This window comes from Micromonospora profundi (assembly GCF_011927785.1).
Lineage (GTDB): Bacteria > Actinomycetota > Actinomycetes > Mycobacteriales > Micromonosporaceae > Micromonospora > Micromonospora profundi.
Window position 1 is genome coordinate 534,508 of record NZ_JAATJK010000001.1, and the last position, 22,712, is coordinate 557,219.

A 22,712-nucleotide genomic window follows, 5' to 3' on the forward strand; every position below is an offset into this window, starting at 1 on the left:
AACCAATTCAGCCGAGCACCACCTCGTGCGGCTCGGCGGGCGCCACGGAGGCCGGTGCGGCCCGGCGACGCAGCGTCCGCCAGATTCCCGCGCCCACTGCCACCACCAGGAAGGAGGCGATCGCCACAAGCACCACCGAGGCGCCCGGCGCGGTGTCCGCGGTCGCCGCCACCCAGACACCGGTGCCGGCGGCGAAGAGGCCGAGCGCCATCGCGGCGGTCATCGTGCTGCGGAAGCCACGGGTGACCTGCTGCGCGGTGGCCACCGGGACCACCATCAGCGCACTGATCAGCAGCACTCCGACGGCCCGCATCGCGATGGTCACGGTGATCGCCGTGGTCACCGCGATCAGCAGATTGAGGGTACGCACCGGCAGGCCGGAGACCCTGGCGTACTCCTCGTCGTGGCTCACCGCGAAGAGCGCCGGCCGCAGCGCGATCATGGCGACGAGGATCGCCCCGCCGAGGATCACGATGGTGGTCAGGTCGGTGGCCGAGATGGTGGTCAGCGACCCGAACAGGTAGGCGTTGAGATTCGCGCTCGTCGCGTCGGAGAGCCCGACCAGCAGCACACCGCCGGCGATGCCGCCGTAGAACAACAGAGCCAGGGCAAGGTCGCCGGACGTACGCCCGCGGGCGCGCACCAGCTCGATGGCGACCGCACCGGCGGTGGCAACGATCACCGCCACCAGCACCGGCGAGCGGTTGAGCAACAGGCCCGCGCCGACGCCTGTCAACGCCACGTGCCCGATGCCGTCGCCGATCAGTGTCAGCCTGCGCTGCACCAGGTAGATGCCGAGCGCTGGCGCGGCCAAGCCGATCACCAGCGCGGCGATCAGGGCGCGCTGCATGTAGGGGTACTGGAAGAGTTCCATGCTCAGCTGCTCCACAGCCCGGCGGGCTCGTCGGGACCGTGCGGGTGCACGTGGTCGTGGTCGGGCTCCGCGTGGTGGCCGGCCGGGTCCGGCACCGGGCCGTCGTGACAGATACCACCCTCGTGTACGACGACAGCCCGGCTGATCACCGGCCGCAGGGGGCCCAACTCGTGGGCCACCAGCAGCACCGTCCCGCCGTCGCCGACGAAGTCGCGCAGCGCGCCGGCGAACGCCTCCTGGCTTGCCGCGTCCACGCCGGCGGTGGGCTCGTCGAGGATCAGCAGCTCGGGTCGGCCCGCGAGCGCACGGGCAATCAGTGTGCGCTGCTGCTGGCCGCCGGAGAGTGTGGCAACCGGGTCGGCGGCCCGGTCGGCGAGCCCGACCGCGCGCAGCGCGGCGTCGACGGCGGCCCGATCGGCAGCGCCCGGAGGGCGCAGCAACCCTCGACGGGCCAGCCGGCCGGAGCCCACGACCTCGCGGACCGTCGCCGGTACGCCGCCGCCCGCGCCGAGGCGCTGCGGGACGTACCCGATGCGCTGCCACTGCCGGAACCGGCGCAATGGCTGGTCGAAGAGGCTGATCGAGCCGGTGCTCAGCGGCACCAGCCCGAGCACGGCGCGGATCAACGTGGACTTGCCGGAGCCGTTGGCGCCGAGCACCGCGACCACCTCACCGGCGGTCACGTTGAGCGAGACATCCCGCAGCACCGGGCGGCCGTCGTAGCCGACCACCGCGTGCTCGACGCTGATCACGGGCGCGCTCACGAGCAGCTCAACGCCGTCCGCAGGGTCTCCAGGTTGGTACGCATCACCGAAAGGTAGTCGGCGTCGCTGCCGGCGGCGAGTCCTTCGAGCGGGTCGAGCACCGCGGTCTTGGCGCCGACCTGACCGGCGATGGTCTCGGCCACCTTGGGGCTGACAAGGGTCTCGAAGAAGATCGTGGTCGCCTGGTGCTCCTTGGCCTCCTCGATGACCTGCGCGAGCCGCTGCGGCGAGGGCTCGACGTCCGGGCTCAGCCCGGTGATGCCGATCTGTTCGAGCTGGTAGCGGTCGGCCAGGTAGCCGAACGCGGTGTGGCTGGTCACGATCTCCCGCCGCTGGCAGGTCCGCAGGCCCTCGGTGAACTCGCCGTCCAGCCGCGTCAGGTCGGCGCGCAGCGCGGCGGCGCGGGTGGTGTAGTCGGCGGCGTGGGCCGGGTCGGCCTCGCCGAGCCGCTTGGCGAGTTGATCGCCGATGCCGGCCAGCCGGGTCGGGTCGAGCCAGACATGCGGATCCTTGCCGCCGCCGTGCTCCTCCTCGCCCTGCTCGTCGTCCCCGTGGTCGTGGTCGTGGCCGCCGGCGCTCACGTCCAGCAGCGGCTGCACGCTAGCCACGTCGAACACCCGGTCGCCGCCGCTCTGCGCGATCGCCTCGTCGACCGCGGGCTGGAAACCCTTCAGGTAGACGATCAACTCCGCGTCGCTTACCTGGCCGACCTGCTTCGGGCTCAGCTCCAGGTCGTGGGGCTCGGCGCCGGGCCGGGCCAGGTTGGTCACCCGGACCGCGTCACCGCCGATCCTCTCGGCGAGGAACTGGAGGGGATAGAACGCGGCCACCACGTCGACCCGTTGCGGATCGGCGCCGGCCGGACCGCCGTTGGAGCAGCCGGCCCCCGCGCCCAGGACGAGCAGGGCGGTCGCGGCGGCCAGGACACGGGACGTGGTGCGGTTGCTCATGCCCCCAACTGTCCGTGGCAACGACAATGATTGTCAAAAACGCATAGCTGCATGTCAGAGCAGCTTCGCGAGGCCCACAGTCACCAGCAGGGTCAACATCAACAGTCGGATGAGCCGGGTCTGCGGCGCCTGAACCGCCCAGGTGGTCGCCAACAGGGCGATCAGGGCAGCGGCGAGCGCCAGCGTCAAGAGCCCGCCGATCACGCCTGGCGTGAAGAACGCGATCAGCACCACCACCAGGGTGAGCAGAAACACCGATGTCGGGTTGGCCCCGGCCAACCGGGCCAGCAGAGGGCGCTGCGTACGCTGCATCCCACAGACTCTACGAGGAGGCGCCCGGTGCTGGTGACCAACCGGTTCGTGGTCGACGTCGATGTCGCCGACGACTTCACCGAACGGGCCCACGCGGCCCTCACCGCGCTGGCCGCCCGCCCCGGCTACCTGCGAGGTCAACTCCTGCGGGCGCTTGACGACCCCCGGCACTGGACACTGCTCACCGAGTGGGAGTCGGTAGGCACCTACCGGCGTGCCCTGGGCGCCTTCGAGGTCAAGGTCAGCGCCGTGCCGCTGCTCGCCGAATCGGTCGACGAACCCTCCGCGTACGAGGCGCTTGCCAACGCCGCGCCCGGCGGGGCAGTGGTGGTCGCCGAGAGTGATCGGGCTGCTGGTCCTTACCGCTGAGCCGTCGGGCACTACCCTGCTCCTATGACCGCACCCGCCCCGCCGCCCGGTCCCGGTGTGGCTCCGCCGTTCGCCGCGCCGCCCACCGAGGGCCGCCGGACCCGGCTCTGGATCGGCCTCGGCGTCGGCGCTCTCGCCATCCTGCTCTGCTGCGGCGGGGGAGGCGCGGCCGTCGTCGGCCTGGCCGTCAGCGGCGTGCAGGCGATCCGGGAGCAGGGGCGCACGGTCACCGGCGACTACTACCAGGCCCTCGTCGATCGGAACTACGGGCGGGCGTACGACCAGCTCTGCGACGACGCGCAGCGGCGCGAGTCACGCCCCGAGTTCGAGCGCAGGGCCGCCGCCGAGCCGCAGGTAACCACGTTCCGGGTCGGTGAGGTCGACACGACAAACCTGACAGTGCCCGTCGACGTGACGCTCTCCGGCGGCGGCCGGGAACGACAGCAGGTCACACTGGGTCAGGACGGTCAGACCGGCAGCATGGAGGTCTGCGGGGTGAGCTGACCCGCCCCCGGTATTCTGCTGTCGCTCGGGGTGACGGTGGACGTACCGTTGTCCCGAACCGCCCGATCCATCCATATCTCGCCCCCGCCGACCGCCAGCCGGCGTAGGAGGAAACATGCCAGCAGACCGTATCGACGCCGTCGTCAGCCTCGCCAAGCGCCGAGGCTTCGTCTTCCCCTCCAGCGAGATCTACGGAGGCACCCGATCGGCGTGGGACTACGGTCCGCTCGGCGTGGAGCTCAAGGAGAACGTCCGCCGGCAGTGGTGGAAGACGATGGTCCAGCAGCGCGACGACGTGGTCGGCCTCGACTCCGCAGTGATCCTGGCCCGCAAGGTGTGGGAGGCGTCCGGCCACATCGCCGAGTTCGTCGACCCGCTCACCGAGTGCCAGTTCTGCCACAAGCGGTTCCGGGCGGACCACATCGAGGAGGCGTACGAGGCCAAGCACGGCCACGCGCCGACCTCACTCGCCGAGGTCAACTGCCCCAACTGCGGCAACAAGGGCACCTTCACCGAGCCGAAGATGTTCAACGGCCTGATGAAGACGTACCTGGGCCCGGTGGAGAGCGACGAGGGCATGCACTACCTGCGCCCCGAGACCGCGCAGGGCATCTTCGTCAACTACAAGAACGTCGAGACGGTCGCCCGCAAGAAGCCGCCGTTCGGTATCGCCCAGACCGGCAAGTCGTTCCGCAACGAGATCACCCCGGGCAACTTCATCTTCCGTACGCGTGAGTTCGAGCAGATGGAGATGGAGTTCTTCGTCGAGCCGGGCACCGACGAGCAGTGGCACGAGTACTGGCTCCAGGAGCGCTGGAACTGGTACCTCGACCTGGGCCTCTCGGCGGACAACCTGCGTCTCTACGAGCACCCCAAGGAGAAGCTCTCCCACTACTCGAAGCGGACCGTCGACATCGAGTACCGCTTCCAGTTCGGCGGCACCGAGTTCGCCGAGCTGGAAGGTGTCGCCAACCGCACCGACTTCGACCTCTCCACGCACAGCAAGCACTCCGGCGTCGACCTGTCGTACTTCGACCAGACCAAGAGTGAGCGCTGGATGCCGTACGTCATCGAGCCCGCCGCCGGTCTGACCCGGGCCGTGCTCGCCTTCCTGCTGGAGGCGTACGACGAGGACGAGGCGCCCAACACCAAGGGCGGCGTGGACAAGCGGACCGTGATGCGGTTCGACCCGCGGCTGGCCCCGGTCAAGGTGGCGGTGCTGCCGCTGTCGCGCAACGAGGCGCTGTCGCCGAAGGCCAAGGACCTCGCCGCGCTGCTGCGCAAGCGTTGGGTGGTGGAGTTCGACGACTCGCAGGCGATCGGCCGCCGCTACCGCCGGCAGGACGAGATCGGCACCCCGTTCTGCGTCACCGTCGACTTCGACACGCTCGACGACAACGCCGTGACGGTCCGCAACCGGGACACCATGACCCAGGAGCGCGTCTCCCTGGACCAGGTGGAGCGCTACCTGATCGAGCGCCTCCCCGGCTGCTGAGGTGTAAGGAAGGGCCCCTTTCTAACGCCTCAGGTATAGAAGGGGCCCCTTCCTAACTCCGTTGTTCCGCAAGCTGAGCGGAGCGCCGTACTCGATCAGGCCCTCGCATGCTCCGGGCCGGCTGGATCGACCCGGACCCGGAGCGTGGCACCGACGCCCTGCCGGGACTCGTACGCATCCTCGACAGTTCGTCGGATGCCGTCCGGATGGCGCCGGAGCTGTGCAGGCGTGACGTGCAGAACCAGGACACCGTGCCGACTCAGCTCGTTGTGCCGCTCCAACGTCCGAGCCCAGTCGCCCGGGCTGAAGTGGTACTCCTGCGAATCGACCTCCAGCGCCACCGCCGAGTCGGTCAGGTACCCGTCCGGCGTCGGCAGCACCGCCCCGTCAAGCGTACGAAGACGGGGATTCCACCGGATCTGCGGCAGGATCGGGCTGCCCGCCAGGCATTCGCGCAGCTCCGCCTCCGGAGCCGACCGGGTGCCGGCCACGACCTCCGCGTACGCCATCCTGATCAGCGCGGTGCGACTGCGCCGCGCCCGACGGATCTCCTCGTCCAGCCTGGCGAGGTCGGTGAAACCGCGCTGGACAGACTCGGCGAGGATGGCCCGCACCGGGCGAAGCTGCCCAAGGTCGCGGGCCGCGTCCACCACCGCCCGCGCCGGCGAGCAGACGGGGTACGGCGCGCTCGACCGCGCCCGGGCGTCCAGGGTCAGGGCTCGCCGAACAAGGGCGTAGCCCGCCGACCGGCGCCGCGCGTGGTGCGGCACCACCAGGTGTACGTCGGTGTTGCGCGGAATCTGCCGGAACCCGTACCAGGCGAGCGCGGCCAAGCTGGTGAGCTGCGCCTGCGGCCCGGCGTAGAGCGCTGCGGAGATCCGCCGTTGTTCATCGGTCAGTACGCCCGTGAACAGGGCGTACGTCGCTGGCAGGACGCGTTGCCACTGGCCGCGCCGGGCCTGGCGGTACAGGTACATGTCGTCGTAGCCAGCGGCGAGCAACTGAGCCCGGGTGGCGATCTGCTGTTGCCGCTCGACCGTTGCCGTCAGCTCAGGTGGATGTTCACGCATGACCGCAGCCTGACCGTCGGAACCAGGCCGTGTCCCGCCCGGCCGCGCGGCCTGTGGAAATCCTGCCGGCTGTGGACAACACCGTCGATCATCGCGCGGTGTGATATGCGTCGTGTTAGGAAGGGCCCCTTCCTATGCACTAGGCGTTAAGCAGGGGCCCTTCCTTACACTTGGGCGGTGACTGCCTTGACCGCGCCTGTTTTGAGCCCTTTGACTCTGGGGCCGTACCAGGTGTGGCCGCCTGTGGTGCTCGCGCCGATGGCCGGCATCACGAACGTCGGGTTCCGCCGGCTCTGCCGGGAGCAGGGCGGCGGCATCTACGTCTGCGAGATGATCACCACTCGGGCGCTTGTCGAGCGCAACCCGAAGACCCTGCGCATGATCACGTTCGGTGACGACGAGAAGCCGCGCAGCCTCCAGCTCTACGGCACCGACCCCGAGATCACCGCAGCCGCCGTACGGATCGTCGTCGAGCGCAACCTGGCCGATCACATCGACCTGAACTTCGGCTGCCCGGTCCCCAAGGTCACGCGGCGTGGCGGCGGTGCGGCGCTGCCGTGGCGGCGCCGGCTCTTCGCCCGGCTGGTCAAGGCCGCGGTGGCTGCCGCGTCACCCGCCGGCGTGCCGGTCACCGTCAAGATGCGCAAGGGCATCGACGACGACCATCTGACGTACGTCGAAGCAGGGCTCGCAGCCCAGGACGCCGGCGTGGCGGCGGTGGCCCTGCACGGGCGGACGGCCTCGCAGCGCTACTCGGGCACCGCCGACTGGGACGCGATCGCCACGTTGAAGCAGGCCCTCGACGTGCCGGTGCTCGGCAACGGCGACATCTGGGAGGCCGACGACGCGCTGCGGATGGTCGCGCACACCGGCGTCGACGGGGTTGTCATCGGGCGCGGCTGCCTCGGCCGGCCGTGGCTCTTCGCCGACCTGGAGGCCGCCTTCAACGGTCGCCCCGAACGGCGGCTGCCCAGCCTCGGCGAGGTGGCGGTGACCATGCGCCGGCACGCCGAGTTGCTCGTCGACCAGTTCGTGGCGGGCGCGCGCAACCCCGCCCGGGGTGAGCGGGACGGCTGCACCGACTTCCGCAAGCACGTCGCCTGGTACCTCAAGGGCTTCCCCGTCGGCGGCGAACTGCGCCGGTCCCTGGCGATGATCGAAAGCCTGGCCCAGCTCGACGACCTACTCGGCAAGCTCGACCCGGCCGAGCCGTTCCCGCTTACCGCCCTCGGTCAGCCGCGTGGCCGGACGAACTCCCCGGGCAAGGTCTTCCTGCCGGACGGCTGGCTGGCCAGCCGGGACGACGACACCGTGCCCGAGGGCGCCGAGATGGACGACTCCGGCGGCTGACCCGCACCGGCCGGCGCTGATGGGTAGCCGGCGTCGACGTCACCGCCTCGGCGCCGACGGGTGGGTGGCGTCGACTGGTCACTGGCCCGGGGCTGTTGGGTGGGTGGCGTCGACTGGTCACCGGCCCGGCGCTGTTGGGCGGGTGGCGTCGACTGGTTACCGCCTCGGCGCTGGTGGGTGGGCGGCCTCGATCGGTCACCGGCTCGGCGCGCTGGTGGTGGCTGGTGTCGGCGGGTCGGCGCCCGGGTCGGCGCCTCGGCCGGTGTGCTGAATTGCTGAGGGCGTCAGTTCCGAAGTGTCGGCGAACCGCGTGATGCCTGCCCGGGCTTCTGGCCGCCGCCGGTGGCATGGCGAAGGGCCGGGCCCCTGGTGGGGGTCCGGCCCTTCGGTGGTGCGTGGTGCGTGTTGGGTGGGGTCAGCTGGTGGCGTAGCCGCGGGTGGCGATCCAGTCGGCGAGGTGCTCGACGGTGATGTCGTAGGAGGCGGTGTTGGGGTTGGCGGAGTCGGCGATGGTGACGGTGTTGCCGTTGTCGGTGTAGCCGACGACGCTGATGTAGTGGCCGCCTTCGAAGGAGTGGGTGTTGCCGTCGGTGTCGGTGGTGGTGCCGGCGATGTTGGCGACTACGGCGCGGCCGTCGTCGACGGTCTTGACCACATCGGTGCGGAGTTTGTCGGTCTGCTTGTCGTCGGCGGCGGGGGTGCTGATTTCGACCGAGCGGTAGGCGTTGTTCTTGCCGGTTTCCTTGTTCAGGACGGGGGTGATGTCGTTGATGCTGTTGGTGCCGGCTTCGGTGGTGCCCATTTCCTTGGCCATGGCGTCGACGCTGATGTTCTTGCCCTGTACGGACAGGGCGTTGCGGGCGGCGGCGGGGCCGCAGTAGTAGAAGTTGGGCTGGGCTTCGTAGCGGACGTCGAGGTGCCGCTCGCCCTTGTTCTGGGTCTGGCCGGTGGGCTTGGCGTCGGCGGCGTAGGCGGTGGTGATGGGGCCGGCGATGGCGCCGCCGGTGACGGCGAGGCCGGCAGCGGTCAGAGCGGTCTTACGAATCAGATCGGTACGCATGATGGCGTGCTCCTCTGCAATTCGGGGGCGGCCCGCGTAACGCACCAATAGGGGGACGGTGCGCGCGAGCAGGGGGAAGAAGTTCCAGGGATCTCACCCGGCGGCTCTGCCTGCTCGGGGTGGTCCAGGGATGTAACCAGCCGGGCCGGCGACTCATTCCACCGCGCTCCGGGGGACCTGCCCGACAGCCACGGGAGGCCGCTCGGGTCGTCCGGGGGGATGTAACCGTGGCGGCCGGGCGGGTGTTCCCGGATACCGGGGGACCGTCGAGCCAGCGGGGCCGCGACCTGTCGTCGGTTACCCCCTGTACAACCACCCGGCCCGGCCCATCATTCCGCCGCCAGAGTGCCCCCGACCACGCCGCAGCCGAGCCGATACCAGACATAACACCCAGCATTGCCCCGACAGTCGGCCCAGACGGGTGTGATCGACTCGGCTTCATGGAAACCGGGGTATCCGCGCGACCCGGACACCTCGATATCAAAGGAACCCGAGTCGATCAACCCGCGACTGCCTGAAATGCCTATTCTGGGCGTCTACCGTGCGCCCGACGAGCGTGCGACGGCCACGCCGAAACCGGACGCCCCGCCCGAGCGTGCGACGGCCACGCCGAAACCGGACGCCCCGTCTGAGGGTGCGGCGGACGCGGTGAAACCGGACGCCCCGCCCGTCAGGGGATTATCGGGTCGGGGTGGGGCACGCCGTGTTGTTGGGGGATGGCGGGTACCGCCGGCCAGGGGATCTCCGGTGCGGCGTGGAAGGTGATGCCGGCGGTTGCCCAGCGTGGCCCGTGCCCAGCCAACCGCGAACGGAACCCGGCCCAGTCGTGCGTCGCGCGGGGTGACCAGCCCAGCTCGGCGATCGCCGGGAGTCGGGGTAGGAGCAGCAGTTCGATCTCCGCGAGGGAGGTGACCGATTCGGTCCAGAGCGGTGCCTCCACGCCGAGCACCGCCTCCTCGGGTACGTCGGCGACGTGCGTGCCCGGATCCCAGTCGTAAGCCTTGCGTACGTCGATCAGGCCGGCCCAGTCGTGTCCGATCGGGGTGTCCGGCGCGTACTTCATGTCGAGGTATGCGTGGTTGCCAGGGGAGATGACCAGCCGGGCGCCTCGGCGGACCGCGTCGGCGGTCGTGGGGTCCTCGCCGTTGGTGCCCCACCACTGGAGGACCCGCCCGTCGACGTGGGCGGCAGGTGCGACCTGGTGCCAGCCGACCACTGTCTTTCCGAGCTCGGCCACGATGCGCTGGACCCGCTCGACGAAACCGGTGTAGAGCTCGCCCTTGACCTTGAACGCCTCGTCGCCGCCGATGTGCAGCAACCGCCCGGGTGTGATGGCGGCCAGTTCGCCGAACACGTCGGCGACGAAGTCGTACGTCCGCTCGTCGGTCGGGTCGACGTAGCTGAAGCCGACATCGGTGCCTGTGTACGGCGGAGGTGCGATCTTGTCCGGTGCCAGTTCCGGGTACGCGACGAGCGCCGAGTTGGTGTGCCCCGGCAGGTCGATCTCCGGGACGACAGTGATGTGACGGTCGGCGGCATAGGAGACGATCCGCGCGTAGTCGGCCTTCGTGTAGAAACCGCCCGGGCCGTCACCGACCTCGGTCGCGCCGCCCACGGTGGTCAACTTCGGGCGGGAGTCGACGGCGATCCGCCAGCCCTGGTCGTCGGTGAGGTGCAGGTGCAGGTGGTTGAGCTTGTAGCGGGCCAGGTGGCCGATGACCCGCAGCACGTCCTCGACGGCGAAGAAGTGCCGTGCCACGTCGAGCATCGCACCCCGGTACGGGAAGCGTGGCGTGTCGGTGATGGTCCCGCCGGGCAGGATCCACGCTTCGGTGACCGGGACTGTGCTCTCGATCGCCGGCGGGAGCAGTTGGCGCAAGGTCTGCACGCCGTGGAAGAGGCCTGTGGCGGTGACGGCGCTGAGGCGTACCCCGGAGGTGGTGACGTCGAGTCGGTAGCCCTCCGTGCCGAGGCCGACGGCCTGGTCCAGCACGAGCGCGATGCCGTCGTCGGCCTGCGGCGTGGCGGCGTCGGTGACCGGCAGCGGGTATCCGGTGGCGGGCCGCAGCAGCTCGGCGAGGTGGACGGCGGCGGCCAGCGCGGCGGGTTCGGTGCTTGCCACGATGACCGCGTCGGGGGAGAGCCGCCAGTTTCCGGCCGGGTTCGGCCGCACGTCCCGCGGAGCGGGTACGACGTCGGCGAGCTGGATGGGGGCGGGCGCGGCGAGCAGGTCGGTGGCGGCCCGCTCGGCAGCCCGGGCCAGCGCGGCGGCGGTCGGTTCCTGAGTCGGCAGCGGGATCGGACCGGCGGCTCCGGCCACCTCGGGGGTGGTGGCGGGGCCGGGGGAGGGGTTGGTCGACACGGCGGCGGCTCCGGGGGTGTATTCGCGTCGGTTATGGCAAAAGTGAGGTTCACCGGCTGGCGTTGTCGTCAAGGGTACGGCGACAGGTCGGAATGCGTGATCGTGCGCATGGAAGCGTTCCCAACAACCCGTACGAACGCGGATAGTCGTGATAGCTGTGCCGATTGTCACCGAACGGGCCCAGGTCGCTCGATGTTCGCTTAACCTTCGCCCACCGATCGACGTCGACGCCGGATTACCGGAGGTCCGTCCCGGGGTACCAGCAAACTGAACCTTCGTTAAGTGTCCATTCCGGCGCGCGTGGGAGGCTCTGGTGGCAGCGCAAGAGACCGTCGATCACAAATACGTCTACGACTTCTCCGAGGGCAACAAGGAGCTCAAGGACCTGCTCGGTGGTAAGGGCGCGAACCTCGCCGAGATGACGAACCTCGGGTTGCCCGTCCCGCCCGGCTTCACCATCACGACCGAGGCATGCCAGGCGTACCTCGCCACCGGCCGGGAGCCGGACGGCCTCGCCGGTCAGATCGAGCGGCACCTGGAGTCGCTGGAGCGCGCGATGGGCAAGCGCCTCGGCGACCCGCAGGACCCGCTGCTGGTGTCGGTCCGATCGGGCGCCAAGTTCTCCATGCCCGGCATGATGGAGACCGTCCTGAACGTCGGCCTCAACGACGAGAGCGTCGTCGGTCTGTCCGCCCAGGCGGGAGGCAACGACCGGTTCGCCTGGGACTCCTACCGACGACTCATCCAGATGTTCGGCAAGACCGTCTGCGAGGTGCCGGGCGAGGAGTTCGAGCAGGCGCTTGACGACGCCAAGGCCGTCAAGGGCACCCACGACGACCTGGACCTGGACGCCGACGACCTCCGGGGACTTGTCGACGCGTACAAGAAGATCTTCCTGAAGCACACCGGACGGGAGTTCCCGCAGCAGCCGCGCGAACAGCTCGACCTCGCCATCCGGGCGGTCTTCGAGTCGTGGAACGCCGAGCGCGCGGTGCTCTACCGCCGCCAGGAGCGCATCCCGGCCGACCTCGGCACCGCTGTGAACGTGGTGACGATGGTCTTCGGCAACCTCGGCCCCGACTCCGGCACCGGCGTGGCGTTCACCCGCGACCCGGGCAGCGGGGCGCAGGGCATCTACGGCGACTACCTGGCGAACGCCCAGGGCGAGGACGTCGTCGCCGGCATCCGCAACACAGTGCCGCTTCAGGATCTGGAGCAGCTCGACAAGGCGTCCTACGACGAGCTGCTCGGGATCATGGCGCGGCTGGAGGAGCACTACAAGGACCTCTGCGACATCGAGTTCACAATCGAGCGCGGCAAGCTGTGGATGTTGCAGACCCGGGTCGGCAAGCGCACGGCCGCCGCCGCGTTCGTCATCGCCGGGCAGCTCGTGGACGAGGGTCTGATCGACCTGGACGAGGCGCTGCACCGCGTCAACGGCGCGCAGCTCGCGCAACTCATGTTCCCCCGCTTCCAGCTCGACCACGAGTTCGAGGCGGTCGCGAAGGGCATCGGCGCGTCGCCGGGTGCGGCGTCCGGCAAGGTCGTCTTCACCTCCGCCCGTGCCGTCGAGATGGCCGCCGAAGGTGAGTCGGTGATCCTGGTCCGCCGCGAGACCAACCCGGACGACCTGAACGGCATGATCGCCGCCAAGGGCATCCTCACCTCGCGCGGCGGCAAGACCAGCCACGCCGCGGTGGTGGCCCGGGGAATGGGCAAGACCTGTGTCTCCGGTGCCGACGATATCGACGTCAACGTGCCGGCGAAGCGGTTCACAGTGGCCGGGCAGACCGTCAGCGAGGGCGACGTCGTGTCCATCGACGGCACCACCGGCAAGGTGTACCTGGGTGAGGTCCCGGTCATGCCGTCGGAGGTGGTGCAGTACTTCGAGGGCAGCCTCGACCCCGAGCACATCGACAACGCGCTGGTCCGGGCCGTACACCGGATCATGACGCACGCCGACGGCAAGCGGCGGCTCGCGGTCCGGACGAACGCCGACACCGGCGCGGACGCCGCCCGTGCCCGGCGTTTCGGCGCGGAGGGCATCGGGCTGTGCCGCACCGAGCACATGTTCCTCGGCGACCGGCGGGAGCTGGTCGAGCGGCTGATCCTGGCCCGCGCCGAGGGCGAGCGGGAGGCGGCGCTCGCCGCGCTGCTGCCGTTGCAGCGGGCCGACTTCGAGGAGATCTTCCGCGAGATGGACGGCCTGCCGGTGACCGTCCGGCTGATCGACCCGCCGCTGCACGAGTTCCTGCCTCCGCTGGAGCAACTCGCAGTGAACGTCGCGGTCGCGCAGGAACGCGGTGAGGACGTCGCCAAGGAGGAGGCGCTGCTCGCCGCCGTCCGGCGGATGCACGAGGAGAACCCGATGCTCGGGCTGCGAGGCGTACGCCTCGGTCTGGTCATCCCCGGTCTGTTCGCGATGCAGGTGCGGGCCATCGCCGAGGCGGCCGTCAGCTGCGCCCGGGGCGGTGGGGTCGCCAAGCCGGAGATCATGGTGCCGCTGGTCGGTGCCGTGCAGGAGCTGGAGACGGTCCGCGCCGAAGCCGAGAAGATCATTGCCGACGTGGTCGGGGACAGCGGCGTCGAGGTGCTGATCGGCACCATGATCGAGGTGCCCCGGGCGGCGCTGACCGCCGGCCAGATCGCCGAGGCCGCCGAGTTCTTCTCGTTCGGCACCAACGACCTCACCCAGATGGCCTGGGGCTTCTCCCGCGACGACGTCGAAGGCGCGTTTTTCTGGCGCTACCTGGAGCTGGGCATCTTCGGCATCTCACCGTTCGAGTCGATCGACCGCGACGGCGTCGGCCGGCTGATACGGATCGCCGCCGAAGAGGGCCGGGCCGCCCGACCCGGCTTGAAGCTCGGCGTCTGCGGTGAACACGGCGGCGACCCCGACTCGGTGCACTTCTTCCACTCCGTCGGCCTGGACTACGTGTCCTGCTCACCGTTCCGGGTGCCGGTGGCGCGCCTGGAAGCCGGCCGGGCGGCTGTGGAGACCGACGGCTCAGACAGCCGTTGACGAGGAGCAGGCGGCGGCTCGGGGCGGGCCGCCGCCTGCACCCCGGACGTCTCCCCATCGCGGTCACGCCGAGGCGCATCGGCGGGCGTAATCTAGCTCCCTCACATGCGGCTGATTGCGTTCGCCGTCGACTGGGAAAGGTGACTGAATGACCAGCGTCTGGGAGAGCCTGACCATCGACGCCCGCGATCCGGGCCGGCTGGCCCGCTGGTGGGCCGAGGCGCTCGGCTATCAGGTCGTCACCGACAAGCCGGACGAGGTGGAGATCCGGCAGAGCGCCGACCGTCTCCCCGGCCTGGTCTTCGTGCCGGCGGTCGGCGGCAAGGAGCACAAGAACCGGCTGCACCTCGACCTGCGCCCCGCCGACCAGGAGGCCGAGGTCGAGCGGCTTGTCGACATGGGCGCCCGGCACGTCGACATCGGCCAGGGCGACGTCGAGTGGACGGTGCTGGCCGACCCGGAGGGCAACGAGTTCTGCGTCCTCCGTCAGCGCAAGGAGTGAGCCGGGTTGGGAGACCCGCAGTCCCGACTGGTCGAGGAGCCACCCAAGGACACCGGGCATCGCCGTTCACCGTACGAGCGTGACCGGGCCAGGGTGCTGCACTCGGCAGCGTTCCGTCGACTCGCCACCAAGACCCAGGTGCACACCGCCGGCAGTGACGACTTCCTGCGTACCCGCCTGACGCACTCCCTTGAGGTGGCCCAGATCGCCAGGGAGATGGGCGCGCGGCTGGGCTGCGACCCGGACGTGGTGGACGTCGCCGGGCTGGCCCACGACCTCGGGCACCCTCCGTTCGGGCACAACGGCGAGGCCGCGCTGGACCTGCTCGCCACGCCCTGCGGCGGCTTTGAGGGCAACGCGCAGACCCTGCGCGTCCTGACCCGGCTTGAGGCGAAGGTGCTCGCCCCGGACGGCTCGTCCGCCGGGCTCAACCTGACCCGCGCGTCGCTCGACGCGATCGGAAAATATCCCTGGCCGCGCCGCCCCGGGCAGCGCAAATTCGGGGTGTACGCCGACGACACGGCGGTCTTCGACTGGATCCGAGCTGGCGCGCCCGGCGACCGGCGCTGCCTGGAGGCGCAGGTGATGGACTGGGCCGACGACGTCGCGTACTCGGTGCACGACGTGGAGGACGGCATCCACGGCGGGTACGTCACGCTGCGCCCGCTGCTCACCGACGCCGACGAGCGTGCCGCGCTCTGCGCCGACGTGGCCACCGCCTATTCCTCGGAGCCCGCGGACGACCTTGCCGAGGTGCTTGTCGAGCTGCTGGCCGACCCGCTGCTCGCCCCGCTCGCCGGGTACGACGGCAGCCACCGCGCCCAGGTGGCGTTGAAGACCACCACGAGCGGCCTGACCGGCCGGTTCGTGTCGGCGGCGGTGACCGCCACCGAGGAGCGGTTCGGCCCCGGCCCGCACCGCCGTTACGCCGCCGACCTGGTGGTGCCGAGGCGGGTACGGGCACAGTGCGCGCTGCTCAAGGGCATCGCCCTGCGCTACGTGATGCGCCGTACCGGCTTCCGGGGTCGCTACGAGGGGCAGCGCACGATGCTCGCGGAGCTGGTGGCCGCACTGGTGCGGCGGGCGCCGGACGGGCTCGACCCGGTCTTCGCCCCGCTGTGGCGGGCCGCGCCCGACGACGCCGCCCGGCTGCGCGTGGTGATCGACCAGGTCGCGTCGCTCACCGACCCGGCGGCGGTGGCCTGGCACACCCGGCTCGTCGCGGGGAGAACGCCAGCGGTGGACAACGCAGCTACTTAGGCTAGCCTAAGCAACATGTCAGATCGCCCCAGGAACGTCACCTCGGTTCGGGTGCTGCGCATCGAGCGGCCCACCCCGCACCTGATCCGGCTCGTCCTCGGCGGAGATGAGTTGGCGGGTCTGCCGGTCGGCGAGCACACCGATCACTACATCAAGATCGTGTTTCCGGTGCCCGGGGTGGAATACCCCCGGCCGCTGGACCTTGCCGCGATCCGCCGGGACCTGCCCGCGCAACACTGGCCCCGGCTGCGCGCGTACACCGTGCGGCGCTGGGATCCCGTGGCCGGGGAACTCACCGTGGACGTCGTGCACCACGGCGACGAAGGGCTGGGAGGGCCGTGGGCCGCCGCGCTGCGGCCGGGCGACCCGGTGCACTTCGTCGGGCCGGGTGGGGCGTACGCGCCGAGCCCGGACGCGGACTGGCACCTCCTGGTCGGCGACGAGAGCGCACTGCCGGCCATCGCCGCCGCCCTGGAGCGGCTGCCGTTCGGCGCGCCGGCCCACGTCTTCGTGGAGATCGCCGACCCGGCCGACGAGCAGAAGCTGCTCAGCCCGGGCGCGGTCGAGCTGACCTGGCTGCACCGGGGCGACCGCCCGGTGGGCGAGGCGCTGGTGGCGGCGGTCCGGGCGCTGGAGTTCCCGCCGGGCCAGGTGCACGCCTTCGTGCACGGCGAGGCGACATTCGTCAGGGAGTTGCGCCGACTGCTGCGCGCCGAACGCGGCGTACCGGCCAGCCAGCTGTCCATCTCCGGCTACTGGCGGCGCGGCATGGACGACGAGGGCTGGCGCTCCACGAAGTCGGACTGGAACCGCCAGGTGGCCGCCGAGGAGCCGACCGCCGCCTGAGGCAGCCGGCGAGACGAGCCGGACCGGTCTGCCCGACCGTCCCCCGCTCGGTGCGTCGTCAGTCCCGCAGGGCAGGATGTACGCGGAGGGGGTGGCGCATGGCTGGGCGGATCCGGGACGAGGACATCGCACTGGTCCGGGAACGCACCTCGATCTCGGACGTGATCTCCGAGACGGTCACCCTGAAGTCGGCCGGCGGCGGCAACCTCAAGGGCCTGTGCCCGTTCCACGACGAGAAGAGCCCGTCGTTCAACGTCTCGCCGGCCCGCAACGTCTGGTACTGCTTCGGCTGCGGGGCGGGCGGCGACGCGATCAAGTTCCTGATGGACGCCGAGCACCTCAGCTTCGTCGAGTCCGTGGAGCGGCTTGCCGGGCGCGCCGGCATCCAACTGCGCTACGTCCAGGACGACGGCAACACCCCGCGCCCGCGCCCCCAGCAGGGCCAGCGGCAGCGCCTGGTCGCCGCGCACGCCGCAGCCGTCGAGTTCTATCGGGCCCAGCTCAGCACGGCAGGTGCCCGGCCGGCCCGGGAGTTCCTGGCCCAGCGGGGCTTCGACCGGGCCGCCGCCGAGCGCTACGGCTGCGGCTTCGCGCCCGAAGCGTGGGACCTGCTCACCAAGCACCTGCGCCAGCAGGGCTTCACGCACCAGGAGTTGGTGACCGCCGGGCTGTCCCGCGAGTCCCGCTCCGGCACGCTCATCGACCGGTTCCGCCGCCGGCTGCTCTGGCCGATCCGCGACCTCACCGGCGACGTCATCGGTTTCGGCGCGCGCAAGCTCTTCGACGACGACGACGGCCCGAAATACCTGAACACCCCCGAGACGCCGATCTACAAGAAGTCGCACGTGCTCTACGGCATCGACCAGGCCAAGCGGGAGATCGCCAAGCAGGGCCGGGCGGTGATCGTCGAGGGCTACACCGACGTGATGGCCTGCCACCTGGCCGGCGTGACCACAGCCGTCGCGACCTGCGGCACCGCCTTCGGCGCGGACCACATCGGTGTGCTGCGCCGGCTCCTGCTGGACACCGACTCGGTGGCCGGCGAGATCATCTTTACCTTCGATGGGGACGCCGCCGGGCAGAAGGCCGCGCTGCGCGCCTTCTCCGACGACCAGCGCTTCGTCGGCCGGACGTTCATCGCCGTCAGCCCCGACAACATGGACCCGTGTGAGCTGCGGCTGGCCAAGGGCGACCTGGCCGTGCGGGACCTGGTCGCCCGCCGTGAGCCGCTCGTCGACTTCGCCCTGCGGCACGTGATCAGCCGCTACGACCTGGACACCGTCGACGGCCGGGTCGAGGCCATGCGCCGGGCCGCGCCGCTTGTCGCGCAACTCAAGGACCGGGAAAAGCGTCCCGAGTACGTCCGCAAGCTCGCCATGGATCTCGGTATGGAGATCGAACCGGTGCAGCGGGCGGTGCTTGCCGCCGCCAACGCCCCGCCACCCGGTGCCCGTGACTCCGCGCCTGCGGCCCGCCCCGCACAGGCCCGCCCCGAATCTGCTGTGGACAGCCCGCAGTCGATGGTCGAGCGGGAGGCGCTGAAGCTCGCCCTCCAACAGCCGGTGCTGGCCGGGCCGATGTTCGACGCTGTCGAGGCGACCGAATACCGGCACCCGGTACACGTGGCGGTGCGTACGGCAATCGCAGCCGCCGGTGGTGTCGTGTCGGCGACCGGCGGCGCGGTCTGGATCGAGTCGGTCCGCGACGCCTGCGACGACCTGGCGTCGGCGGCGCTTGTCGGCGAGTTGGCGGTGGAGCCGCTGCGGATCGATGGCGAGCCGGACCCCCGCTACGTGTCGATCACCATGGCGCGGGTGCAGTTCGGGTCGGTGACCGCCCGGATCCGGGATCTCAAGTCGCGGATCCAGCGGATCAACCCGGTCAACAACAAGGACGAATACTTCGCCGCCTTCGGCGAGCTGCTGTCGCTGGAGCAGCACGCCCGGGCGCTGCGCGAGCAGGCCGCGGGAGGGCTGTGATGGGACTGTTCAGTCGTAAGCCGAAACTGCCTCCGGCGGACCGGCCGCCGCTGGTCCGCGACGAGCGGGTGCTCGCCTGGGCGGCGGTGGGCAACGGCGAGGGCGACGGCGTGGTGGTGGCCAGCAACCTCGGGCTGTGGCTGCCCGGCCGGGGTGACCGTATCGGCTGGCACGACATCCTCAAGGCGGTGTGGTCAGGTCGGGAGTTGACAGTCACGCTCGCCGAGACCGTCGTCGACCGCGACGACTACACGGTGGTCGTCGACGGCACGGCCGAGACGTACCTCCTGCTCGACCCGGGCGAGCTGCCGCACCAGGTGCGGGCGCGGGTGACCCGCTCGGTCGCGTACACCGAGCACCACCGACTGCCCGGCGGCGCGGCGCGGGTCGCGGCCCGCCGCGTGGCCGGGGCCGACGGTCTGACCTGGACGGTCCGACTCGACCCCGGCACCCCCGCGGACGACGAGGCCCTGCTCGTCGAGACCGACCGTCTGGTCGGTGCGGCCCGTGCCGCCACCGCGCCGGCCGATCTCTGACCGGTTGGGTCAGTTGGCGCCGAGATCCGTCAGCGCCTTCTCCGCGCCGCGGTGCAGCGGCACCGGCAGGGTCCTGCGGGCCTTTTCCAGCGAGATCCCCTTGGCCGCCGGGTTGGCCTGGGCCAGGGCGTCGCGCTTTTCGAACACCGTCCGGGTGATCGCGCAGGCGACATTGGCGTCCAGGTCCTTGCGGACCAACAGCACATTCGGCACGACGATTGTCCGGGTGTCGGCTGCCGTCCCGTACGCGTCCCGCCCGATAGTGCCTTCCTGGTAGCCGGGGCTCGACGCGGTCATCTTCGGCAGCAACGGCGCGATGTCGACGAACTTCACCGAGTCGCCGGCGGTGGTGAACAGGTCGGTCAGGCCCCCGGTGGGCAGACCGCCGGACCAGAAGAGACCGTCGACGCTGCCGTCCTTGATCCCCTCGACCGTCTTGGTCAGGTCCAGCCGCTGTGCCCGGATGTCCTTGGCAGGGTCGAGGCCGGCGGCCTGCAGCAGCCGGTTGGCGATCACCTCCGTTCCGGACTTCGGGGAGCCGGTGGAGATCCTCTTGCCGCGCATGTCAGCCACCGACGTGATCCCAGAGTCTTTGCGGACCACCACCTGGGTGTAGTTGTCGTAGATGCGCGCGAGCGCCTCGACCGGCTGCGGCGCGCTGAAGCTGCCCTTGCCCTCGACCGCGTTGACCGCCGTGTCGAACAGCGAGAACGCCACGTCGTACTGCCCATTGACCAGCTGCTCGACGTTTTGCACCGACGCACCGGTCTCGGCGGCGGTGCCGGTGAGCTTGCCGCCGGTCGCCTCGGACAACTGCCCGGCCAGGGCATTGCCGACCACGTAGTAGACGCCTGTCGCGTTGCCGGTGGCAATGCCGACGCGAGTCTCCCGGGTCACCTCGCAGGTGACCTCGCTGGCCGCGTCGTCCTTGTCCGCGCCGCCTTGCTGACCGCCGCAACCCGTGGCGCCGACCGTGACGATGGCGAGCAGGCTCAGGCCCGCCGCGAGCCGTACGTCGATTCGTCTCACAGTTTTTCCTCCACAGGGCTGGCTGGTGATCCGGACGTTGGGCGACCGGTGGATCCGCGTCGGACGAACACACCCGCCGCCGCGACGGCGGCCAGTGCGACGCCGACCGTGACAGGCACGGGTTCGAGCCAGAGCAACGTGACGCCAGCGAGGGCACCGAGCACGCGCTCCGGTGCGCCGGCAGGGCCCACACCGGGCAACCAGCCACCGGCGGCGACGGCGAGCACCGCCACGCTGAGCGCGGTGACCACGGCGGCGAAGGCGATCCGCTGGACGCCACCGATACCCAGCAGACCCAGCCCGGCCGGCGTGATGACGAACGCGATCGGGGTCAGGTAGGCAGGCAGCGCGTACCGCAGGGTCTGCCACATGGTCGGCACCAGCCGGCCGCCGGTGACCGCGGCGGCGGCCACCGCGGCGAGCGCGGTCGGCGGGGACACCTCGGACAGGACCGCGAAGTAGAAGACGAACATCGCCGCGGCGGGCGCGGTCACGCCCAGGTCGAGCAGGGCCGGACCGACGATCACCCAACCGATCACGAACGAGGCGGTGACCGGCACGGCCAGACCCAACAGGCTGAGCGCTACGGCGGCGAGCAGCGCGGTGAGCACCAGCACCAACGTCGGATCCGAGGTGGCCGCCTTGGCGCCGCCGATCAGCAGCGCCGCCGCCTGCGGCCCGAGACCGGTCTTCGTGGTGGTCGCCGTGATGATGCCGGCGGCGGCGCAGACCGCCGTCACCGCGAGCACGCCGCGTACACCGGTGACGAGCGCGGTCACGAGCCGCGCCGGAGTGAGCCGGTGCGCACGGTCCAGGAAGGACAGCGCGGCGGCGAGGACGGTGGCGAAGACGACAGCCCTCGTCGCGGACACGCCGACAGCGAGGAACACGATGATGGCGATCAGCGAGGCGAAGTGGTAGCCGAAGCGGGTCAGCAGACGCCAGGGCGAACCGACGTCGATCACCACCGGACGGACGCCGGAACGGCGAGCGTCGATCTCCACGGAGAGCAGGATGCCGAGGTAGTAGAGCACCGTCGGCACCGTGGCCCAGCCCAGCACCTGTAGGTACGAGACGCCCAGGTATTCGGCGATGATGAACGCCGCCGCACCCAGGGTGGGCGGGGAGAGGATCGCACCCACACCGGCTGCGGCCAGCATGCCGCCGGCCCTCTCCGGGGGATAGCCGGCGCGGCGTAGCAGCGGCCAGGTGACAGCGCCGATGCTCACCGTCGTCGCCGCACCGGAACCGGAGACGGTGCCGAGCAGGAACCCGGAGGCCACCGCCGTCCGACCGGCTGCGGTACGCGAGCGGCGGAACGCGGCGGCCGACAACTCGACGAAGAACCGCCCGGCCCCGGACAGCTCCAGGACCGCGCCGTAGATGGTGAACAGCACGATGTACGAGGCGGCCACGTCCAGTGGGGTGCCGTAGAAGCCGCTGTCGGAGTTGTAGAACGCGTCGATCAGTTGACTGAAGTCGAGCCCGCCGTGGGCGACCGGCCAGGACTGCGGTAGCAGCCCTCCGTAGTAGCCGTAGCCGAGGAACAGCAGGCAGACCGCCGGCAGGATCCACCCGGTGGTACGTCGGCACGCCTCCAGCAGCAGCAGGAGCAGCACGGTGCCAAGCACCAGATCCATTGGTGCCAGCAGTCCCTGCCGGTCGAGGAACGCGTTGTAGCCACCGCCGCCCGACCCGATGGTGACCGGCAGGACGGGGTAGAGGCAGGCGGCCACCGCCAGGACGACCAGGACCCAGTCCGGCACGGTGGGTCCCGACGAAGCCGGCAGCGCGACGGTGCGGTCCCCGTCGCCTCGTCGCGAGCGCAGGCGGGCCGGCAGCCGCAGGTCGGCTGGGTAGGCCAGGAAAACCAGCGGGAGTACGCCGGCCAGGAAGATGATCAGGTAATACTTGCTGCCCTGCGACAGAGGGCGGAACACCTGCCAGAGGGCGAGCCCGCCGATCGCCAACGTCGCGGCGGTGAGGAGCCAACCCGCTGGCCCGGACAAAACCCGGCCCGGCTTCTCGTCCTCGAACTGGGCGGCCAGGTCCCGGGTCGCCCGCTCGGCAACGGAGCTGTCGTCGTCGGCGTTACGCGCTGTCGTGTCGGTGCTCGCGTCGCTCGTGTCGGTGCTGTGTGCCGTTGTGGTGCTTTGCGCGGTCGTGTCGGCGCTGGGGGTGGGCTCGGCTGTCGGCCGAGGTCGGGGCGGCAGGCCGCCCGTGCCCGACGCGGGCTCCTCGGCGGGAGAATTGGCTGTTCGGGCGGGTGGGAACGAACCGTCGGGCAAGCTGATGGGCGGCGGCACGAGGGGACGATACACGTCGATCGTGCGGGCCGTGGGGCATCGATCGGCGTTTCGCTGTCACCGGCTCGGGCGGTGGGGCCGGAGTCTCACCCCTGGCGCCCGGCGCAGCCTGCCCGGTGCGC

Annotated in this window: 18 protein-coding genes and 1 pseudogene; 10 read left to right on the forward strand and 9 right to left on the reverse strand. The window is 70.8% G+C overall.

What is annotated here, in order from left to right; all coding sequences use genetic code 11:
• Window positions 1-7 precede the first annotated feature (7 nt).
• Genes F4558_RS02535 through F4558_RS02550 form a run of 4 tightly spaced genes read right to left on the reverse strand, consistent with a single transcriptional unit; the run spans window position 8 to window position 2,900 of the window.
• Complete coding sequence (locus F4558_RS02535) at window positions 8-874, reverse strand: metal ABC transporter permease (RefSeq protein WP_053658687.1); 867 nt, start codon at window positions 872-874, stop codon at window positions 8-10.
• A 2-nt stretch (window positions 875-876) separates the two neighbouring features.
• Window positions 877-1,638 (reverse strand): metal ABC transporter ATP-binding protein, encoded by a 762-nt coding sequence (locus tag F4558_RS02540; protein ID WP_167943062.1) that lies wholly within the window; start codon window positions 1,636-1,638, stop codon window positions 877-879.
• Entirely contained in the window at window positions 1,635-2,588 is a 954-nt protein-coding gene (locus tag F4558_RS02545) for a metal ABC transporter substrate-binding protein (protein WP_167943063.1), read from the reverse strand. Before F4558_RS02545 ends, F4558_RS02540 begins: the two co-directional genes overlap by 4 nt.
• 54 nt (window positions 2,589-2,642) lie before the next feature.
• Window positions 2,643-2,900 carry a hypothetical protein gene (locus F4558_RS02550; RefSeq protein ID WP_053658675.1) on the reverse strand — a complete coding sequence of 86 codons (258 nt, stop codon included), beginning with the start codon at window positions 2,898-2,900 and terminating at the stop codon, window positions 2,643-2,645.
• Window positions 2,901-2,927: 27 nt separating this feature from the next.
• Between F4558_RS02550 and F4558_RS02555 the strand changes: the two genes are divergently transcribed.
• From F4558_RS02555 to F4558_RS02565, 3 genes are all read left to right on the forward strand, one after another.
• Entirely contained in the window at window positions 2,928-3,269 is a 342-nt protein-coding gene (locus F4558_RS02555; protein WP_053658677.1) for an antibiotic biosynthesis monooxygenase family protein, read from the forward strand.
• Between the two features lie 24 nt (window positions 3,270-3,293).
• Window positions 3,294-3,773 (forward strand): hypothetical protein, encoded by a 480-nt coding sequence (locus tag F4558_RS02560; protein ID WP_167943064.1) that lies wholly within the window; start codon window positions 3,294-3,296, stop codon window positions 3,771-3,773.
• A gap of 115 nt (window positions 3,774-3,888) precedes the next feature.
• Window positions 3,889-5,268 carry a glycine--tRNA ligase gene (locus F4558_RS02565; protein WP_053658681.1) on the forward strand — a complete coding sequence of 460 codons (1,380 nt, stop codon included), beginning with the start codon at window positions 3,889-3,891 and terminating at the stop codon, window positions 5,266-5,268.
• A 95-nt stretch (window positions 5,269-5,363) separates the two neighbouring features.
• Here the strand turns inward: F4558_RS02565 and F4558_RS02570 are convergent, their stop codons facing one another.
• Window positions 5,364-6,338 carry a type IV toxin-antitoxin system AbiEi family antitoxin domain-containing protein gene (locus F4558_RS02570; protein WP_167943065.1) on the reverse strand — a complete coding sequence of 325 codons (975 nt, stop codon included), beginning with the start codon at window positions 6,336-6,338 and terminating at the stop codon, window positions 5,364-5,366.
• 186 nt (window positions 6,339-6,524) lie between these two features.
• Between F4558_RS02570 and dusB the strand changes: the two genes are divergently transcribed.
• Window positions 6,525-7,688: a tRNA dihydrouridine synthase DusB gene (dusB, locus tag F4558_RS02575; RefSeq protein ID WP_053658685.1), complete on the forward strand. Its 1,164-nt coding sequence runs from the start codon at window positions 6,525-6,527 to the stop codon at window positions 7,686-7,688.
• 415 nt (window positions 7,689-8,103) lie between these two features.
• Here the strand turns inward: dusB and F4558_RS02580 are convergent, their stop codons facing one another.
• Window positions 8,104-8,748: a C39 family peptidase gene (locus F4558_RS02580; RefSeq protein WP_167943066.1), complete on the reverse strand. Its 645-nt coding sequence runs from the start codon at window positions 8,746-8,748 to the stop codon at window positions 8,104-8,106.
• 670 nt (window positions 8,749-9,418) lie between these two features.
• Window positions 9,419-11,182: a beta-N-acetylhexosaminidase gene (locus F4558_RS02585; RefSeq protein WP_167943067.1), complete on the reverse strand. Its 1,764-nt coding sequence runs from the start codon at window positions 11,180-11,182 to the stop codon at window positions 9,419-9,421.
• A 241-nt stretch (window positions 11,183-11,423) separates the two neighbouring features.
• Between F4558_RS02585 and ppdK the strand changes: the two genes are divergently transcribed.
• The 6 genes and pseudogenes from ppdK (at window position 11,424) to F4558_RS02615 (ending at window position 19,255) form a co-directional block, all read left to right on the forward strand.
• Complete coding sequence (gene ppdK, locus F4558_RS02590) at window positions 11,424-14,132, forward strand: pyruvate, phosphate dikinase (protein ID WP_053653363.1); 2,709 nt, start codon at window positions 11,424-11,426, stop codon at window positions 14,130-14,132.
• A gap of 148 nt (window positions 14,133-14,280) precedes the next feature.
• The gene (locus F4558_RS02595; RefSeq protein WP_053653362.1) at window positions 14,281-14,634 is read left to right on the forward strand and encodes a VOC family protein; all 354 of its coding nucleotides are present in this window, start codon (window positions 14,281-14,283) and stop codon (window positions 14,632-14,634) included.
• 6 nt (window positions 14,635-14,640) lie between these two features.
• On the forward strand, window positions 14,641-15,894 hold the full coding sequence (locus F4558_RS02600; RefSeq protein WP_167943068.1) for a deoxyguanosinetriphosphate triphosphohydrolase: 1,254 nt from the start codon (window positions 14,641-14,643) through the stop codon (window positions 15,892-15,894).
• A 15-nt stretch (window positions 15,895-15,909) separates the two neighbouring features.
• Window positions 15,910-16,740 (forward strand): siderophore-interacting protein, encoded by an 831-nt coding sequence (locus F4558_RS02605; protein WP_167943069.1) that lies wholly within the window; start codon window positions 15,910-15,912, stop codon window positions 16,738-16,740.
• A gap of 76 nt (window positions 16,741-16,816) precedes the next feature.
• A pseudogene (gene dnaG / locus F4558_RS02610) lies at window positions 16,817-18,719 on the forward strand (DNA primase).
• Window positions 18,719-19,255 carry a hypothetical protein gene (locus tag F4558_RS02615; RefSeq protein WP_053653358.1) on the forward strand — a complete coding sequence of 179 codons (537 nt, stop codon included), beginning with the start codon at window positions 18,719-18,721 and terminating at the stop codon, window positions 19,253-19,255. The pseudogene dnaG and the gene F4558_RS02615 overlap by 1 nt, the downstream one beginning before the upstream one ends.
• A 9-nt stretch (window positions 19,256-19,264) precedes the next feature.
• On the opposite strand, the gene F4558_RS02620 is transcribed toward F4558_RS02615, so the two are convergent.
• Together F4558_RS02620 and F4558_RS02625 are read right to left on the reverse strand one after the other, a co-directional pair.
• Window positions 19,265-20,284, reverse strand: a complete 1,020-nt coding sequence (locus F4558_RS02620; RefSeq protein ID WP_053653357.1) for a TAXI family TRAP transporter solute-binding subunit — start codon at window positions 20,282-20,284, stop codon at window positions 19,265-19,267.
• A complete protein-coding gene (locus F4558_RS02625; protein WP_312877263.1) occupies window positions 20,281-22,590 on the reverse strand; it encodes a TRAP transporter permease in 2,310 nt (769 codons plus the stop codon). The genes F4558_RS02620 and F4558_RS02625 overlap by 4 nt, the downstream gene beginning before the upstream one ends.
• Window positions 22,591-22,712 lie beyond the last annotated feature (122 nt).

Coding starts and splice junctions, on each gene's coding strand:
- F4558_RS02535 (WP_053658687.1), bottom strand. CDS start 874: ATGGAACTCTTCCAGTACCCCTACATGCAGCGCGCCCTGATCGCCGCG.
- F4558_RS02545 (WP_167943063.1), bottom strand. CDS start 2,588: ATGAGCAACCGCACCACGTCCCGTGTCCTGGCCGCCGCGACCGCCCTG.
- F4558_RS02550 (WP_053658675.1), bottom strand. CDS start 2,900: ATGCAGCGTACGCAGCGCCCTCTGCTGGCCCGGTTGGCCGGGGCCAAC.
- F4558_RS02560 (WP_167943064.1), top strand. CDS start 3,294: ATGACCGCACCCGCCCCGCCGCCCGGTCCCGGTGTGGCTCCGCCGTTC.
- F4558_RS02565 (WP_053658681.1), top strand. CDS start 3,889: ATGCCAGCAGACCGTATCGACGCCGTCGTCAGCCTCGCCAAGCGCCGA.
- F4558_RS02570 (WP_167943065.1), bottom strand. CDS start 6,338: ATGCGTGAACATCCACCTGAGCTGACGGCAACGGTCGAGCGGCAACAG.
- F4558_RS02580 (WP_167943066.1), bottom strand. CDS start 8,748: ATGCGTACCGATCTGATTCGTAAGACCGCTCTGACCGCTGCCGGCCTC.
- F4558_RS02595 (WP_053653362.1), top strand. CDS start 14,281: ATGACCAGCGTCTGGGAGAGCCTGACCATCGACGCCCGCGATCCGGGC.
- F4558_RS02605 (WP_167943069.1), top strand. CDS start 15,910: ATGTCAGATCGCCCCAGGAACGTCACCTCGGTTCGGGTGCTGCGCATC.
- F4558_RS02615 (WP_053653358.1), top strand. CDS start 18,719: ATGGGACTGTTCAGTCGTAAGCCGAAACTGCCTCCGGCGGACCGGCCG.